The organism is Novosphingobium sediminis (assembly GCF_007991615.1).
GTDB classification, from domain to species: Bacteria; Pseudomonadota; Alphaproteobacteria; order Sphingomonadales; family Sphingomonadaceae; genus Novosphingobium; species Novosphingobium sediminis.
In genome coordinates, this window is sequence record NZ_BJYR01000007.1 from 42,256 (window position 1) to 58,603 (window position 16,348).

Annotated in this window: 19 protein-coding genes; 8 read left to right on the plus strand and 11 right to left on the minus strand. The window is 65.9% G+C overall.

Going from position 1 to position 16,348, the window contains the following annotated elements; genetic code table 11:
• Positions 1-205 precede the first annotated feature (205 nt).
• From NSE01_RS04840 to ccmA, 5 genes are all read right to left on the minus strand, one after another.
• Positions 206-874, minus strand: a complete 669-nt coding sequence (locus NSE01_RS04840) for a motility-associated ABC transporter substrate-binding family protein (protein WP_147158513.1) — start codon at positions 872-874, stop codon at positions 206-208.
• 26 nt (positions 875-900) lie between these two features.
• Positions 901-1,284 (minus strand): hypothetical protein, encoded by a 384-nt coding sequence (locus tag NSE01_RS04845; RefSeq protein ID WP_147158514.1) that lies wholly within the window; start codon positions 1,282-1,284, stop codon positions 901-903.
• Between the two features lie 38 nt (positions 1,285-1,322).
• Positions 1,323-2,330 carry a cysteine synthase A gene (locus NSE01_RS04850; protein WP_147158515.1) on the minus strand — a complete coding sequence of 336 codons (1,008 nt, stop codon included), beginning with the start codon at positions 2,328-2,330 and terminating at the stop codon, positions 1,323-1,325.
• Positions 2,331-2,410: 80 nt separating this feature from the next.
• Positions 2,411-3,073 (minus strand): heme exporter protein CcmB, encoded by a 663-nt coding sequence (gene ccmB, locus NSE01_RS04855; RefSeq protein WP_147158516.1) that lies wholly within the window; start codon positions 3,071-3,073, stop codon positions 2,411-2,413.
• 10 nt (positions 3,074-3,083) lie between these two features.
• Entirely contained in the window at positions 3,084-3,659 is a 576-nt protein-coding gene (gene ccmA, locus NSE01_RS04860; protein WP_147158517.1) for a heme ABC exporter ATP-binding protein CcmA, read from the minus strand.
• Between the two features lie 65 nt (positions 3,660-3,724).
• Between ccmA and NSE01_RS04865 the strand changes: the two genes are divergently transcribed.
• The gene (locus NSE01_RS04865; RefSeq protein WP_147158518.1) at positions 3,725-4,018 is read left to right on the plus strand and encodes a 4a-hydroxytetrahydrobiopterin dehydratase; all 294 of its coding nucleotides are present in this window, start codon (positions 3,725-3,727) and stop codon (positions 4,016-4,018) included.
• 77 nt (positions 4,019-4,095) lie between these two features.
• Entirely contained in the window at positions 4,096-4,875 is a 780-nt protein-coding gene (locus NSE01_RS04870; RefSeq protein WP_147158519.1) for a hypothetical protein, read from the plus strand.
• 12 nt (positions 4,876-4,887) lie between these two features.
• Here the strand turns inward: NSE01_RS04870 and NSE01_RS04875 are convergent, their stop codons facing one another.
• Entirely contained in the window at positions 4,888-5,691 is an 804-nt protein-coding gene (locus tag NSE01_RS04875; protein WP_147158520.1) for an SDR family oxidoreductase, read from the minus strand.
• A gap of 38 nt (positions 5,692-5,729) precedes the next feature.
• The gene (locus NSE01_RS04880; protein ID WP_147158521.1) at positions 5,730-6,347 is read right to left on the minus strand and encodes a DNA-3-methyladenine glycosylase family protein; all 618 of its coding nucleotides are present in this window, start codon (positions 6,345-6,347) and stop codon (positions 5,730-5,732) included.
• A 141-nt stretch (positions 6,348-6,488) separates the two neighbouring features.
• Between NSE01_RS04880 and NSE01_RS04885 the strand changes: the two genes are divergently transcribed.
• The 3 genes from NSE01_RS04885 (at position 6,489) to NSE01_RS04895 (ending at position 10,670) form a co-directional block, all read left to right on the plus strand.
• Positions 6,489-6,806 (plus strand): 2Fe-2S iron-sulfur cluster-binding family protein, encoded by a 318-nt coding sequence (locus NSE01_RS04885; RefSeq protein WP_147158522.1) that lies wholly within the window; start codon positions 6,489-6,491, stop codon positions 6,804-6,806.
• A gap of 202 nt (positions 6,807-7,008) precedes the next feature.
• The gene (locus NSE01_RS04890) at positions 7,009-9,315 is read left to right on the plus strand and encodes a TonB-dependent receptor domain-containing protein (protein ID WP_147158523.1); all 2,307 of its coding nucleotides are present in this window, start codon (positions 7,009-7,011) and stop codon (positions 9,313-9,315) included.
• Between the two features lie 2 nt (positions 9,316-9,317).
• Complete coding sequence (locus tag NSE01_RS04895) at positions 9,318-10,670, plus strand: alkaline phosphatase family protein (RefSeq protein WP_147158708.1); 1,353 nt, start codon at positions 9,318-9,320, stop codon at positions 10,668-10,670.
• A gap of 3 nt (positions 10,671-10,673) precedes the next feature.
• Here NSE01_RS04895 and NSE01_RS04900 read toward each other — a convergent pair whose 3' ends face one another.
• From NSE01_RS04900 to NSE01_RS04915, 4 genes are read right to left on the minus strand one after another with little or no spacing between them, the layout of a single operon-like run.
• Positions 10,674-11,168, minus strand: a complete 495-nt coding sequence (locus NSE01_RS04900) for a DUF427 domain-containing protein (protein WP_147158524.1) — start codon at positions 11,166-11,168, stop codon at positions 10,674-10,676.
• Positions 11,168-12,091, minus strand: a complete 924-nt coding sequence (gene argC, locus NSE01_RS04905) for an N-acetyl-gamma-glutamyl-phosphate reductase (protein WP_147158525.1) — start codon at positions 12,089-12,091, stop codon at positions 11,168-11,170. Before argC ends, NSE01_RS04900 begins: the two co-directional genes overlap by 1 nt.
• Positions 12,088-12,432: an SH3 domain-containing protein gene (locus NSE01_RS21660; RefSeq protein ID WP_246135038.1), complete on the minus strand. Its 345-nt coding sequence runs from the start codon at positions 12,430-12,432 to the stop codon at positions 12,088-12,090. Before NSE01_RS21660 ends, argC begins: the two co-directional genes overlap by 4 nt.
• Positions 12,433-12,488: 56 nt before the next feature.
• Complete coding sequence (locus tag NSE01_RS04915; RefSeq protein ID WP_147158526.1) at positions 12,489-13,910, minus strand: leucyl aminopeptidase family protein; 1,422 nt, start codon at positions 13,908-13,910, stop codon at positions 12,489-12,491.
• Between the two features lie 51 nt (positions 13,911-13,961).
• Between NSE01_RS04915 and NSE01_RS04920 the strand changes: the two genes are divergently transcribed.
• From NSE01_RS04920 to NSE01_RS04930, 3 genes are all read left to right on the plus strand, one after another.
• Positions 13,962-14,780: a DUF3298 and DUF4163 domain-containing protein gene (locus NSE01_RS04920; protein WP_147158527.1), complete on the plus strand. Its 819-nt coding sequence runs from the start codon at positions 13,962-13,964 to the stop codon at positions 14,778-14,780.
• 28 nt (positions 14,781-14,808) lie between these two features.
• Positions 14,809-15,651, plus strand: a complete 843-nt coding sequence (map, locus tag NSE01_RS04925) for a type I methionyl aminopeptidase (protein ID WP_174811996.1) — start codon at positions 14,809-14,811, stop codon at positions 15,649-15,651.
• Positions 15,652-15,939: 288 nt separating this feature from the next.
• Positions 15,940-16,278 (plus strand): P-II family nitrogen regulator, encoded by a 339-nt coding sequence (locus NSE01_RS04930; RefSeq protein WP_147158528.1) that lies wholly within the window; start codon positions 15,940-15,942, stop codon positions 16,276-16,278.
• Positions 16,279-16,348: the final 70 nt, after the last annotated feature.

Below are 16,348 nucleotides of genomic sequence, written 5' to 3' on the forward strand. Positions count from 1 at the left end.
GCGGGAAATTGCGTCCAAACTTTGATTCTAGTGGATGAATCTTTGCTTGGGGCAATCATCTCGACTTGGCACTCGTCAGCAGCCTTTCCGGCAAAGCCGCGGAAATCAGCCAGATTCCGTGAAGGGTCTACAAAGCGAGCAGCGGCGTACGCGCCGTTCCCGCGCTTTCCCGCGGACAGCGCATGTGGACTAACCTGTGGAAAAATCAGCGGATGAACGCACGCCGCATCAAGCTGCGCAATGCCTGCGCCCGCGTGCCCGCGTCGGGACCGTCTGCAGGCTCCAGCAGCGCGGCATCGGCGACAATCAGGGCAAAACCCTTGCCAATGCGGCACTCTGCGATCAGTCGCGCCTGCTCGATCCGGCAGTACCGCGGTCCCTCGGCAAGCGAGCTGAACTCTCCGGGCGCATCCACGGGAAACGGCGTTCCCGCATTTTCCCGCCCCTCTCCCGCTTCGTGCAACACAAGGCCCCAGTGCGAAAGGATCGGGCCGAGCAGCACGGTATCGGCCGGACGGCGCGGATCACCAAGGGCGAACCGGCTTTCGGCGGTGAGCAAGGGATCGGCGAACAGCAGCAGGTGCCCGCCGGCGCGCACCCAAGCATCAAGCGCGACGTTCTCCGCCGGCTCCAGCGGGCGCGGCTGCGCGACCACCAGATCGGCGACCGCCTCCGGATGCAGCAGCGTATCAAGCGGGACGAGACGGTGGCCATCCTCGAGCACGGGCCGCGCCCAATGCGGCTTTGCGGGTGCGGCCAGTTGCGCGGAGACGCTGTCAGCCTCGCTCCACAGGATCGGCAGGCTGGTGAACAGGCCAAGCGTGGGCGGCGGGGACGAGCGCGTGCAGCCGGCCAGCGCAAGCGCGCCGATCACTACGCCCACTATTGTGCGGAAGCGGCTCAGTTGCCGGGCGGGCGCTGCGCAGGCCGGGCCGGCTTGGTCCCGCCGCCCACCGGCAATTCAGGAGCAACGCCCATATCGACCAGCGGATCATTGGCCGTGCTCGGGCTGGCGCTTGGGCTGGCGGCGACTGCGGGCGTACCGGCGGTCGTCCGCTCAACCTGCTTGGCGCGGTCCATGATGACGTTGGCGAGGCTGACGATCAGCAACATGCCGGCAAGGCCAAACAGGCCGATCTGGAGCCGGTGCACCGCCTGCGCGCGCAGTTCGCGTGGGCCGGGATGCGCGGGCTGAAGCGCGGCCATGCGGGCGGCTTCTGCGGAATCTCCCGCAGGGGCCGCCTGCTCCGCCGAGCGATCAGGGATGAGGCCGAACAGTGCCATCGGCCTGATACTACGCGCTTATGCAGGCCAAGGGAAGATCACCCGAGCCACGGGAAGACGGGCAGCCCCTTCGCGCGCAGCCATTCCGGGTTGTAGAGCGACGAGAGGTAGCGGAAGCCGGTATCGCACAAGATCGTCGCGATGCGCTTGCCGGGGCCGAGTTGTTTGCCCAGCGCGACCGCACCTGCGACGTTGATGCCGCTAGAAAGGCCAAGGCACAGGCCTTCCTCAGCGAGCAGGCGGCGCACCCACTCGAGGCCTTCCTCGTCCGAGATGCGGAACTGCGTATCGATCGGCGCACCTTCGAGATTGGCGGTGATGCGGCCCTGCCCGATGCCTTCCGCCACCGAGGAGCCTTCGGCCTTCAGCTCGCCATGCGCGAAGTAGTTGTAGAGCGCCGCGCCGTGCGGATCGGCGAGGCCGATCGTGACGTTTTCATCGAATGCCTTGAGGCCAAAGCCGACGCCCGCGACCGTGCCGCCCGTGCCCGCCGCGCAGATAAAGCCATCGACGCGGCCTTCCATCTGCGCCCAGATTTCCGGCGCGGTGCTTTCGATATGGGCGCGGCGATTGGCGATGTTGTCGAACTGGTTGGCCCAGATCGCGCCCTCGGTCTCCTCGGCAATGCGGCGCGAGGTGTGGACGAAGTGGCCCGGATTGGAAAACGGCGCGGCAGGAACGAGGACAAGTTCGGCCCTCAATGCCCGGAGCGTATCCATCTTCTCGCGCGATTGCGTCTCGGGCATCACGATCACGGACTTGTAGCCCAGCGCATTGGCCACGAGCGCAAGGCCGATGCCGGTGTTGCCGGCAGTGCCTTCCACGATCGTGCCACCGGGCTTGAGCACGCCCTTGGCTTCTGCATCCCGCACGATCCACAGCGCGGCGCGGTCCTTCACCGAAGCGCCGGGATTTGCGAACTCGCACTTGCCATAGATCTCGCAGCCCGCCGCCTCACTCGGTCCCTTGAGCAGGACGAGCGGCGTGTTGCCGATCAGCGAAAGGGTATCATGCAGCGGTGCGGGTGGCGGGACGGTCTGGGTCATGGCGTGGGAGGTAATGCGCCGCCGCGCGCGCCGCAATGCAATTGCGCTTTCAAGGCTGCAAAGATGGATGTTGGCGCTGCCTACTCTCGCCCCGCCCGGATCGCGCCCGCCGCCGCAAACGGCGCAATTGCAAGCGCAGCAAGGCTCGAGGCGGCGAGGAGCAGCAGACCGCCCTCCCCGCCCGGCTGGAGCGAGCCAGCGCCGAAGATCAGCAGCGGCACCGTCAGCGGGATCGCCAGCAGCCCGCCCAGCGCTGCGCCCGCACGCAGCCCCGCCGTGAGCGCGGCGATGGTGACACCGATGGCGGCAAGGCCGGGCGTGCCGAGCAGCAGCCCCACTTCGACCGTCCACAGCTGTGCGCCATCCAGATTGAGCAGCCCTGCCGCGAGCGGCGCGGCGAGCATCAGCGGCACGCCGAAGCTGAGCCAATGGGCAACAATGCGCAAGGTGAGCACGCCTTCCTCGGCAATGCCGCGCAGGGCCCACTGGTCGAAAAACCCGGCTTCGAGATCGGGCTCCACCAGCCGGTCGAGCGGGAGGATGGCGGCGAGCAGCGCGGCAACCCAGATCACCCCTGCGCCGGTCCGGGCGAGCAGCTTTGCATCGGGCCCGACCGCGAAGGGATAGAGCATGGCGACCGCGAGGAAGAACAGCAGCGGGAGCAGCGCCCCGCCCCGCCCCGGCGCGCCCATCAGCAGCAGCGTGAGGTCGCGCCGGAAGATCGCCCACAGACTGCGGATCATCGGGCAGCCCTCACGGCAGATACTCCAGCAGCGCGAGCTTCTTCAGCCTCTGCAATTGCAAGGGCTGGTGCGAGGCGATCACAGCAATGCCGCCAAGCGCGCGGTGCGCCTCGATCGCGGCTTGTGCGCTGGCGCCCCAATGCGCGTCGAGGCCGTTCAGCGGCTCGTCGAGCAGCCAGATCCGCGCGCCGCTGGCAGCCATGCGGGCGAGCGCGGCGCGCTTCCTCTGCCCGGTGGAAAGATAGCGCACCGGCACATCGAGCAGGTCTTCGAGGCCGAAATCGGCGCGCGCTTCGCCCGCCCGGTCAATCTCGCGCCAGAAGGCCAGCGCCTCACCCAGCGGGCGGTGCGCATCGAGCGCGGGACGTTCATCGGCGAGCGCCAGCGTGCCTTCGTGCTCGACATGTCCGTTGTAGGGCCGCAGCAGGCCGGCAAGGATGCGCATGAGGCTGGACTTGCCGATGCCATTGGGGCCGGCCAACTGGAGCGCATCGCCCTGATGCAATTCAAACCCCACGCCCCGGAACAGGAGCCGGTCCCCGCGCCGACAGGCAAGATCATAGGCAGCAAGACGGGCAGGTTGCATCGCTGCGAGCGATAGGGGAAAGACCGGGGCATGCCAAGAAGACCATTGGCAAGGAGACCCTGAGAATGGCGATTGCCCAGTTGACCGAAGCCGAACGCACCGCCGCGCTTGCCGCGCTGCCCGAATGGACCCTGCGCGAAGACGGCCTCGCGATCACCCGCACCTTCCGCTTCGCCGATTTCGCCGAGGCCTTCGGCTTCATGACCCGCGTGGCGATCCTAGCCGAGAAAGCGGATCACCACCCCGAATGGTTCAACGTCTACAACCGCGTCGAGATCACGCTGACCACGCATGACGCAGGCGGTTTGAGCAAGCGCGATGTGGCGCTGGCGAGCGCAATTGACGGGTTCGGGCACTGAGCCCCCTGCAATTGCAGACCCAAGGCATTGCAGCTAAAGCCAGAATTCGAGTTCCTGCCGGGCGAAAGGATCGCGGTGTGCGCATCATTCTGGTGATCCTCAGTCTCTTTCTCGCAAGCTGCTCGCAATCCCGGATGAACGACACGCTGGCGACGCCGCAGGAAAAGGCGATCGCGACCCGGTTCATCGCGGCGCTGCAATCGGGACGGCTGGAATCGGTCAAGGCCAATCTGGAGCCACAGCTTTATACCCAGACCGACGAGATCGAGCCGCAGATCCAGCCGGGCTTGCCGAAAGAGGCAAACTACACGCTGGTGACCGTCAACGTTCAGACGAACACGGCGAACGGTGTCTCGAAGACGCTCAAGGCGTTGAACTACGAGTTCGGTGCCGGCACGAAATGGACGGTCTTCCAGATCGTCCTCAGCGATGCATCCGGCAGAACTCTGGTGATAGGCTGGCATGCCTTGCCCTCCGACCATCAGCCGACGGCGGGCGGGGACTTCACGCTCGCCGGCAAAAGTGCGCTGCACTACGCCTGGCTGGTCGCCATGGCGCTCTCGACGATCACCATCGTGTTCACGCTGATCGTTGTCGGGCGCAGCAAGGGCGTGAAGCGGCGCTGGCTCTGGGCCATCGGGTCCGCGCTCGGCCTCGGCCAGTTCACGCTCAACTGGTCGACCGGCGCCTTGATGGTTCGGCCGCTGGGCTTTTTCGTGCTCGGCAGCGCGGTGTTCAAGGCTTCCCCGTTCGATCCGTGGATGCTGTCGTTCTCGCTGCCGATCGTCGCGGTAATCTTCCTGCTGCGCCGAAAGGCGCTGATGGCGCAGCAGAACGGGACCGGGGACTTCGAGTAGGTTCCGCGCGCCCTACTCGCCCAGCGCCCCACCCTGCCTGCCAACCTGTTTGCGCAGCGCGCCGGGCATCCAGCGGGCGGCGAAGGCGAGGCGGTTGGCAGTCTTGCCGACGAGGGTGTGGAGCTTCTTGCCGTGGACGGCAGCCCAAGCCGCTTCGGCAACCGCGCTGACGGGCGTGATTTCAAGACCCGCAGCAAGCACCCCGCCGCGGATATCCTCATTCGAGGCGCGGTTGGGGGCGTGATCGAGCAGCGGGGTTTCGATGAAGCTCGGCATCAGGTCGCGCACCAAGATGCCGTCATCCCGCCACTCCGCATCGAGCGACTCGGTGATCGAACGGACGCCGAACTTGGTCGCGGAATAGATCGAGGCGCCGGGCACCCCGTAGATCCCCGCCGCGCTGGCGGTGTTGAGCAAGCAGGAACCGGGGGCCGAGGCCTTGAGGTATGGGTAGGCCGCCTGCGCGCCGAAGATCACGCCCTTGAGATTGATATCGAGCGTGCGCCCCACTTCCTCAGGCGTGCAATCGGTGATGCGCCCGCCGAGGGGAATGCCGGCGTTGTTGAACACCACATCGATCCTGCCGCCCGAGGCTTCGGCGCAATCGGCCAGTGCCACGTCCCATGCGGCGCGTTCACGCACATCCAGTTTGTGCTGCGAACTGAAACCGGCGGAGATCAGCGCGGCGGTGCCGGCCATGCCTTCCTCATCGATGTCAGCGATCCCGACGAACCAGCCTGCCCGCCCAAACCGCTCGGCCACCGCCCGCCCGATGCCAGATGCGCCGCCGGTGATGAAAATCGTCCTGTTCGCCACAACGTTGCACCCTTGGCCGTTCTCATTGCGGAAGGAGCTTACAGCGCCGGATTATCATAGCAATGCCACGTGAAGATGGCCGCCGCGCCGCGGTGCGGGCGCCAATCGTCGGCGAGAGAGCGGGCTTCCTTCTCGCTCGGCCGTTCGGCGAGGCCGAGGAGCTTTGCCATGCCCGCCTGCACGGCAAGATCGCCCGCAGGCCAGATATCGGGGCGGCCTTCCGCAAACAGCAGGTAGATTTCCGCCGACCAGCGGCCGATGCCCTTGATCCGGATGAGCTGCGCGATGGCTTCCTCGTCGTCGTCCGGCAGCGAATGAAGATCGAGTTCGCCCGTGACCACGAGTTCGCATAGCGACCGCGCATAGCCCTGCTTCTGGCGCGACAGGCCGCAGCCGCGCAGCGCATCGAAATCGGCCTCGAGCAGGTCCTGCGGCGGCAAGTCATCGCCCAGCAGCGCTCTCAGCTTGGTCCAGACCGAGGTGGCGGCAGCGACGCTGACCTGCTGGCCGATGATGGTGCGAAGGAGCGTGGCATAGCCGCGCGGGCGAATGCGCGGCTCCGGATGGCCGACGCGTGCGACGGCTTCGGCGATCCTGGGGTTGCGGGCGGCGACGTAATCAAGCCCCTCGGCGATCTGGGTGGTGGTGAGGCCCATGAGTAACAGCTTTCCTTTTGAGGCCATGATGCAGCGCAGCACCTTGCCAAAGTGGCCCCCGCGCGATAGCAGCCCAGCGCAAATGGGGCCAGAGAGCGCGGGACTCGTCCTTACGCGCGCGCTCAACAGGAGATAAGATCGATGCCGAAGCTTGTCGTGGTGAACCGCTCGGGTGAAGAATCCACTGTCGAGGCCGCTGCCGGCCTTTCGGTGATGGAAGCGATCCGCGACAACGGCTTCGACGAACTCCTCGCGCTGTGCGGCGGCTGCTGCTCGTGCGCGACCTGCCACATCTATGTCGACCCCGCCTTCGCCGAAAAGCTGCCGAAGATGAGCGAAGACGAGAACGACCTGCTCGAGAGCTCGGACCACCGCAACGACACCTCGCGCCTTTCGTGCCAGGTGCAGCTGACCGCCGATCTCGACGGCCTCAAGGTCACGATCGCTCCAGAAGATTGATCGCAGCGCGCAGCTGCGCGCGGTCATTGCCAACCAGACAGACGCCCCGGCGCAGCGATGCGCGCGGGGCGTTTTGCCGTGCGCTCCATGCCTTGCCGGCGGCGCCGCGAGTATGACTCAACCTGTCATGAAACAAGCATAAAACTGTCACCTCAAGCGCTTAGCGGGCGCAGCATTCCAAGGCTTCATGAGGGAGTTTATAATGCGCCTTGCTACCCTGCTGCTCGCCACCACTGCGTTCGCAGCCACACCCGCCTTCGCAGCCCCCGAACCGCAGGCCGCGCCTGCGGCTGAAGCTGCCGACACGCCCGCAACCGATGGCGGCGACGGTGAAGCCATCGTCGTCTACGGCACCGGCAAGACCCGTCAGGTGCAGGAACTTTCGGGCGCCGACCTTGCCATCCAGGCCGCCGGCACCAGCCCGCTTCGCGCGATCGCCAAGCTGCCTTCGGTGAACTTCCAGTCGGCCGATGCCTTCGGCACCTATGAATGGTCGACCCGCATCACGCTGCGCGGCTTCAACCAGAACCAGCTCGGCTTCAACCTCGATGGTATCCCGCTCGGCGACATGTCGTACGGCAACTACAACGGCCTGCACATCAGCCGCGCAATCACGGCCGAGAACATCGGCTCGACCGTCGTTTCGCAGGGTTCGGGCTCGATCGACACGCAGTCGACCAACAACCTCGGCGGTACGCTGAACTTCTATTCGATCGATCCCAAGAATGCGCTCGGCCTTGATGCCAGCGGCACCTATGGCTCGAACAACACCTGGCGCGGGTTCCTGCGCGGCGGCATCGGCACCGAGAGCGGCGCGCGCGCCTTCGCCTCGGTCGTCTATGCCACCACCGACAAGTGGAAGGGCGACGGCAAGCAGCGCCAGCTCAACGTCAACGCCAAGGGTATCGTGCCGCTGGGCGACGTCACGCTCGACGGCTACTTCAGCTACTCCGACCGCGCCGAGCAGGACTATCAGGACCTCAGCCTCGATCAGATCAAGCGCCTTGGCTACAACTGGGACAACTTCGGCCCCGGCAACTATGCGCTGGCGATCCAGGTGGCGGACATAGCAGCCAATCGCGGCGATACCGGCACCACCCCGCTCAACCCGGCGGCTGGCACGGTCTACCCTTCGCCGATCAAGACTGCCGACGATGCCTATTACGACGCTTCGGGCCTGCGCCGCGACACGCTGGCATCGGTTGGCCTGACCGCCCCGCTCGCACAGAATGTGACGTTCAAGGTCAAGACCTACCTGCACAAGAACGAGGGTCAGGGCACCTGGGGTTCGCCCTATGTCAACAGCCCGACCGGCGTGCCGATGGCGCTGCGCACCACCGAATACAACATCAACCGCAAGGGTGTGTTCGGCAGCCTCAACGCTGATCTGGGGATGAACAACATCACCGTCGGTGCGTGGTACGAGAACAACGATTTCGAGCAGGCGCGCCGGTTCTATGCCTACACCAGCCGCACAAATCCGGGCCGGGATCACCTGAAGTTCCAGCACGATCCGTTCTTCACGCAGTGGGACATCGCGTTCAACACCAAGACGTTCCAGTACTACGTCGAGGACGAGATCAAGCTGGGCGATGCCAGGATCAGCCTCGGCTGGAAGGGCTTCCAGGTCAACAACCACGCCACCCCGATCGTCGCGGGCGGGCGCACCCAGGGTGATCTCAAGACCACCGACTGGTTCCAGCCGCACGCGGGTATCAGCTATCGCCTCTCCAGCGAGATCGAGGCCTTCGCCGGCTTCACGCAAGTGACGCGTGCCTTCGCCTCAGCCACCACGGCAGGTCCGTTCTCCTCGAGCCAGGCCGGGTTCGACGCGATCAAGCCCTTCCTCAAGCCCGAGCAATCGGACACCTATGAGGCCGGTCTGCGCTACAACAGCGGCATCTTCCACGGCGTGCTCGCGGGCTACATCGTCAACTTCCGCAACCGCCTGCTGGCGATCCCGACCTCGGTCGGCATCGTGGGTGCGGCGAACGCGCTGCAGAACGTCGGCGGTGTACGCTCGGCCGGTATCGAGGCGAGCGGCGAACTGCGCCTTGGCCATGGCTGGTCGGCACTGGCTTCGTACAGCTACAACGACAACACCTATCGCAACGACGTGGTGATCCGCGCCAATGGCACGGTGACCACGATCCCGACCGCGGGCAAGACCGTCACCGACAGCCCTAAGCACCTTGTGCACGGCGAGATTTCGTACGATCAGGGCCCGCTCTATGGCCGCGTCGGGGTCGACTACATGTCGAAGCGCTACTTCACCTACACCAACGACCAGTCGGTGCCGGGTCGTGCGCTAGTCGATGCGACGATCGGCTACCGCTTCGATCTGGGCCTGCGCAAGCCGGTTGAGCTGCAGGTCAACGCGACCAACCTCTTCGACAAGAGCTATGTCGCCACGATCGGTTCGAACGGCTTCGGCAATAGCGGCGACAACCAGACGCTGCTCGCCGGTGCTCCCCGGCAGGTCTTTGCAACTGTGAAGGTAGGTTTCTGATGATGCGACGCGCGCTCCCTCTCGCTTTTCTCGCTGCTCTTGCGGGTAGTGCACTGGCAGGGGAAGCGCGCGCCGCTCCCGTCCTGCTCATCTCGATCGACGGGCTTCGCCCCGGCGACGTGCTTGATGCAGAGGCGCGCGGCCTCAGGGTTTCGAGCCTGCGCCGCTTTGTTGACGAAGGCAGCTATGCCACCGGCGTGGTCGGCGTGCTGCCTTCGGTCACTTATCCCAGCCACACCACGCTGATTACCGGCGTATCGCCCGCCAAGCACGGCATCGTGAACAACACGACCTTCGATCCCATGCAGATCAACCAGAGCGGCTGGTTCTGGTATGCCGAGGACAACAAGGCACGCACGCTGTGGGATGCCGCACACGATGCGGGGCTCACCACGGGCAACGTCCACTGGCCGGTTTCCGTGGCGGCCAAGAACGTGACATGGAACCTGCCGCAGATCTGGCGCACCGGCCATGAGGACGACCGCAAGTTGGTCAAGGCGCTGGCAACTCCGGGGCTGGTGACCGAACTCGAGACATCGACCGGCGCAGGCTATGCCGATGGCAAGTCGGAGGACGTGCTGGGAGACCAGATCCGCACCGAATTCGCCGTCGACATGATCGTGAAGCACCAGCCTGGCTTCATGACGATGTATCTCGCCGCGCTCGACCATATGCAGCACGAAACCGGACCCGGCTCAGCGGAATCGCATGCCGCGCTTGAACAGATCGACGGGTTCGTTGGCGAACTCGTGGCGGCGGAACTGGAGGCGCACCCCGATGCGGTGATCGCGCTCGTCAGCGACCACGGCTTCGCGCCGGTGGATACCGTCATCAACCTCTACCGCCCGTTCATCGATGCCGGCCTCGTCACGCTGGGAGCAGACGGCAAGATCGCTTCTGCCGATGCGACGCCGTGGGGCTCGGGCGGATCGTTCGCGATCCGGCTGGCGCGGCCGAACGACGCTGCGCTCAAAGCCCGGGTCAAGGCTGTGCTCGACAAGCTGGCCGCCGACCCCGCCGCACGGTTCGACCGCGTGATCGAAGGGCCCGAAATTGCAAAGGAAGGCGCCAATCCCGACGCGAGCTTTTATGTGAACCTCAAGCTCGGCGCCGTGGCAGGGCCATTCGTGAACGGTACCCTGCCGCTCTCCTTCCCCTCACCGCTGAAGGGCATGCACGGCTATTTCCCCGCCGCGCCCGAGATGCGCTCCACCTTCATGATCATGGGCCAGGGCATTCCCAAGGGGCGCAAGCTGGGCGAGATCGATATGCGCGCGATTGCCCCGACGCTGGCCAAGCTGATGGGTGGCTCGCTGCCAGATGCGGAAAAGCCCGCGATCAGTTTCGGGAAGTAGGCGCTACCAACCGCGGCTGCCGGGTCCACCCTTGAAGGGCCCGGCGACCGCGCTGGTGATCCAGCCGCCGTAGAATTCGCCCGGCTGCGGCACCACCGTCTCGCCATCGACGCTGCACCGATCGAACGGCGCGGCATAGAATGCGACATGATCCTTGAGCGCGAGGAAACCGCGCGTCGGATTGGGGTAGCTCCAGCCGACATGGGGGAGGACTTCACCGTCCACCACCACGTCCCAATAGATCGCCGCGCCCTTCCATTCGCACAGCGAGGAGCCGGAAGCGCGGCGCAGCACACCCGGTTCGATGTCGTCCGGATGGATGTAGTAGCTCGGTGGATGGCTGGTCTCGAGCGTCTGCACGGAGCGGCGTGTATCAGCGATGATCCGTCCGCGATGTTCGATCACGACGTGTGCGGAGCAGGCCCGCGCCACGGCAGGGCGAGGATAGTCCCAGACGCTTTCCTGCCCCGGACCGACCGGATCAGGCTTTGGCCACATTACAGACGCAGCCCCGCCGTCTCGGGCAGGCCGCTCATCAGGTTGAGGCTCTGCACCGCCGCGCCGCTCGCGCCCTTGCCGAGGTTGTCGAGCAGGGCGACGAGGCGGGCCTGCGAGCCGTCGTTGCTGCCGAAGACGTAGAGGTCCAGCCCGTCACGCGGCGCGTCAGAGCGGCGCAGGAGCAGTTCATCGGGCACGCCATCGCGCACGCGCACCAGCGGGCTGCCTTCGTAAAACGCCTTGAGTGCATCACGCAACGCATCGGGTGCAGCGGCGCCGGGAATGGCTGCAATCGGCACCGGCACTTCCACGACCATGCCGCGATGCGCAGGAACCACTGCGGGCGAGAAGATCGGCGCATGCTTGAGGCCGGCATGGCCCTGCATTTCGGCGATATGTTTGTGCCCAAGGCCAAGGCCATAGGCACGGAAGGCGATATCGGTATCGTCCTCGAACCGGGCAATCAGCGCCTTGCCGCCGCCCGAATAGCCCGAGACGGCGTTGACCGTGTAGGGCCAGTCCGCCGGGAGCAGGCCAACGCGAAGCAGCGGCACGAGCAGGCCGAGGAAACCGGTGGGGTAGCAGCCGGGGTTCGAGACGCGGGTTGCCTGCGCCACCGTTTCACGGCCGACCATTTCGGGAAAGCCGTAAGTCCAGCCCGGCGCGACACGGAATGCGGTCGAGGCATCGATCACGCGGGTGCGGTCGTTGGCGATCAGCGAGACGGCTTCGCGGGCGGCGTCATCGGGCAGGCACAGGATGGCGACATCCGCCGCATTGAGGGCCTCCGCACGCGCCCCTGCATCCTTGCGCTCGGCATCGCTCAGCGCGATCAGGCTGAACTCGCTCCGGCCCGCAAGCCGATCGGCGATCTCAAGTCCGGTCGTCCCCGCCGCGCCGTCGATGAAGACCTGTGTGGTCATGGCTCCAGCGCCGTCAGCGGGAGATAGCCGACGAGGCCGTCTTCGCCCTGCTGTCCCCAAGCCCAGCCGCCCGCCTTGTCGAGCAGGTTGAAGATTTCGCCCGCCGGCAGGGAACCAATCGCCTCGGCATCCTCGCGGCCTGCGTTCCGCAGCACTGCCCCGGCGGCACCCACGGCGCGCGGCATCGGCACGGCATAGTGCGATACAAAGACCTGCCCGGCATAGCGGATATGCGCGACATCGCCGCGCACCGCGCGGTTGTGCGCATGGGCATCTGCCTTGGGAGCAGGCCCCGTCAGCGCATGCGACGTCTTCAGGCTGGGCAGGATGAGATCGTTCACGTCAGGCTTTCCGGCAAATGCGAAAGCGCGCCGCTTAGAGGCATCCGGCTCCGGGTTCAAGGCGCGCCGGTCCTGCCTGATTGGCCAAAACGAGACTGGATCAGCCCCCACGCCGCGCGCAGGCCCAGCGCCTCGCCGCCCTTGGGTCGGCCGGGCTTGCTGGCAGGGCGCCAGGCGAACGTATCAAAGTGCGCCCAATCAACGCCTTCCGCCACGAACCGGTCCAGAAACAGCGCCGCGACGGTCGCCCCGGCAAATCCGCCGGAAGGGCTGTTTTGCAGATCGGCGACATCGGATTTGAGCATTTCCCGATAGCCATCGTGGAGCGGCAGCCGCCAGCACGGATCGTCGCGCTCCAGCCCGGCAGCGAGCAGGCCGTTCGCCGTCTCGTCGGTGCGGGCGAACATGGCCGGCAGATCAGGGCCAAGCGCCACGCGCGCCGCGCCGGTCAACGTGGCGAAATCGATCATCAGTTCAGGCTTGGTCTCGCAGGCGCGGACCAGCGCATCGCCCAGCACCAGCCGCCCTTCGGCATCGGTATTGGTGATCTCCACCGAAAGCCCCGCGCGCGAGCGCAGCACATCGCCGGGGCGGAAGGCATTGCCGGAAACCGCGTTTTCCACCGCCGGGACCAGCACATGCAGCCGCACCGGGAGCCCCGCGCCCATCACGAGGCCCGCCAGCGCCAGCGCATGAGCGGCGCCGCCCATGTCCTTCTTCATCAGCGCCATCGCCGAACTCGGCTTCATGTCCAGCCCGCCGGAATCGAAGCACACCCCCTTGCCGACGATGGCAAGGCGCGGGTGCGCCGGATCGCCCCATTCGATCTCGATCAGCCGGGGTGCATGGCTGCGGGCAGCGGCGCGGCCCACCGCGTGGACCATCGGATAGTCACGCTCAAGAGCATCGCCCGAGATAACGTGGATCACGCCGTGATGCGCCTTGGCAAGCGCGCGTGCCTCTGCCTCCAGCTGTGCGGGGCCCATGTCCTCCGCCGGGGTATTGACCAGATCGCGCACGCGGATGACCGCATCAGCCTCGGCCTGCGCTGCGTTCATCGCACCAAGCGCGCCCGTTAGCAGCAGGCGCGCGCCCTTTTCGGACGGCTCGCTGCGATAGCGGTCGAAGCGATACTGCGCGAGCCGCCAGCCGATCAGCGCGGGCCCCTCCGCACCGGGATTGGCGAGGCGGTAGGTGCCTGCCGGCAGCCGTTCCGCCAGCGGCGCGAGGCACCAGCTGGAAAGCCGTGCCGGATCGGAAACGCCCGCCACCGCGAACCAGCCTTCCCCCGCACCGGCGGCATCGGGAACGATGGCGGTCTCGCCAGCCCCGCCCTCGAAGCCTTGCCCCGCCAGCACCGCGCGCTGCGCAGCGGTCAGGCCGGCAAGCCAGCCGGGCAGGCTCTGCTTGTCGATCAGGTGGAGCGGAATGGCCTTTTGGCCACGATCGGGCTGGATCAGTGCATCAAGCTGGGTCATCGTACCTTTGATGCTTGCCGCAGCTTGGCGGTGAGTGCGAGAGGAAATTGCATGCGCCGCTTGGCTTTAGCACTTGCACTGATCCCGCTGCTGGCCGGTTGCCAGAAATCCGCCGAGCCCGGCAAGGCTACCGCCGGTGCTGCGGCGAGCGCCTCTGCGGTGCCCCCCGCCCCGCCCGCGCCGCCCGTTTCGAGTGCGGAGGCACGCAAGGTCAGCGAGAAGAACGACCTCTATGAGTTCGCCTACAGCTACCCCGCTGCGGCAGCTGCCCTTCCCGGCTTGCGCGACTGGCTGGAAGCCGACCTTGCCCGCACCAAGGCCGACCTCGCCAGCGAGGCGAAGGAAGCCGCCAAGGATGCCAAGGCCGAGGCCATCTCGTTCAACGCCTACGAGAGCGAGACCGAATGGCAGGTGGTGACCGACCTGCCCGGCTGGCTCAGCCTCTCCGCGCAGATCTACCTCTTCAGCGGAGGCGCCCACGGCAATACGGCGTTCCAGACGATCCTCTGGGACAAGTCCGCCGGCAAGCGCCGCTCCGTGATCGACCTGTTCACATCGCCCGCCGCGCTGAGGCGTGCAGTCCAGGGCCCGTTCTGCGCCGCGCTCGGCAAGGAACGGGCCAAACGGCGCGAAGGCGACGAGGTGTGGGATGATCCGGACGATCCCTTCGTGAAGTGCATCGATCCGCTTGAGGAAGTGGTGATCCTGGGATCGAAGGGCCGCATCGGCTTCGATCGGATCGGCTTCCTGATCGCGCCCTACGACGCCGGACCATATGCCGAAGGAACCTATGAAGTGACGCTGCCTGTCACCCCCGCGGTGCTCGCTGCGGTCAAACCGGAATTCAAGGCCGCGTTTGTGGCTCCGTGATCTCGCATTTCAGGGCGAGACACGCTACATGACCGGGATGACCGACTATGTGATCGCCGATGAAACCGATGTGATGCCGCGCGACGGCACCATCAAACTGCATGGCCCCGCAGGCTTTGAAGGCATGCGCAAGGCCGGGCGCCTCGCCGCCGAGATTCTCGATGCGCTGGCGCCGCTGGTGCAACCGGGCGTCTCGACCGCCGCACTCGATGATGTGGTGCGGCAGATGACGCTGGATGGCGGCGCCATTCCGGCGACGCTGGGCTACCGCGGCTACACCCATTCGTGCTGCATCTCGATCAATCACGTGGTGTGCCACGGCATTCCGTCCGATGCGCGGATCCTGCGCGAAGGCGATATCGTGAACATCGATGTCACCCCGCTGCTCGATGGCTGGCACGGCGATTCCAGCCGCATGTACCTCGTCGGCGATGTCGCGCTGAAGGCGCGGCGACTGGTCGACGTGACCTACGAATGCCTGATGATCGGCATCGAGCAAGTGAAGCCCGGCGCGCGGCTCGGCGATATCGGCGCGGCTATCCAAGCCCATGCCGAACGCCACCGCTACGGCGTGGTGCGCGAATTCTGCGGCCACGGCCTCGGCCGCCTGTTCCACGATGCGCCCGAAGTGATCCACGCCGCGCACAAGGGCACCGGCCCGGAACTGCGCCCCGGCATGTTCTTCACGATCGAACCGATGATCAATCTCGGCAAGCCGGGCGTAAAACTGCTCGACGACGGCTGGACGGCAGTAACGCGCGACCGTTCGCTCTCCGCGCAGTTCGAACATTCGATCGGCGTGACGGAAACGGGCTGCGAGATCTTCACGCTGAGCCCCAAGGGCCTGCACCAGCCGCCTTACGCGGGGTAACCCCCAGATACATCTGCCTAAAAATTAGGCAGCGCTTGCGCAAATCTTGTGCACCAAACCATCCCGACTGCGCAACTTGCGCAATGCGGGTGCGCTTACGCGCCTTGTATTCTTGCCGGAGTGGCCGTTTTCCGGCTTCCGCGCGCCACATTCCTGTCCTAGTGGAGGGTAGTACCCGCGTGGCACGATTCTTGGATAGTTGATCCTGTATCGGGCTCCGTACGAATACCAACACCGCCGGTCAGGACTTGAGGGTCCGGAACCGGTCTGCCTGCAGGGAATGATCGAGTGAAAAAGGTCGAAGCGATCATCAAGCCCTTCAAGCTGGACGAGGTGAAGGAAGCGCTCCACGAAATCGGCGTTTCCGGCATCACCGTCACCGAAGCCAAGGGCTTCGGCCGGCAGAAGGGCCATACCGAACTCTATCGCGGCGCCGAATATGTCGTCGATTTCCTGCCCAAGGTGAAACTCGAAGTCGTGGTGGGCGACGCCATGGTCGACCGTGTGGTCGAGGCGATCGCCAGCGCCGCGCAGACGGGGCGCATCGGCGATGGCAAGATCTTCGTGTTCGCGGTCGAGAGCGCGCTGCGCATCCGTACCGGCGAACGCGATAACGACGCGATCTAGGACCCGGAAAACCTCAACCGGAGGCAGCTGCGGGCCGGCGGCTTCTCCAAACCTGAAACCACTGAGCGCC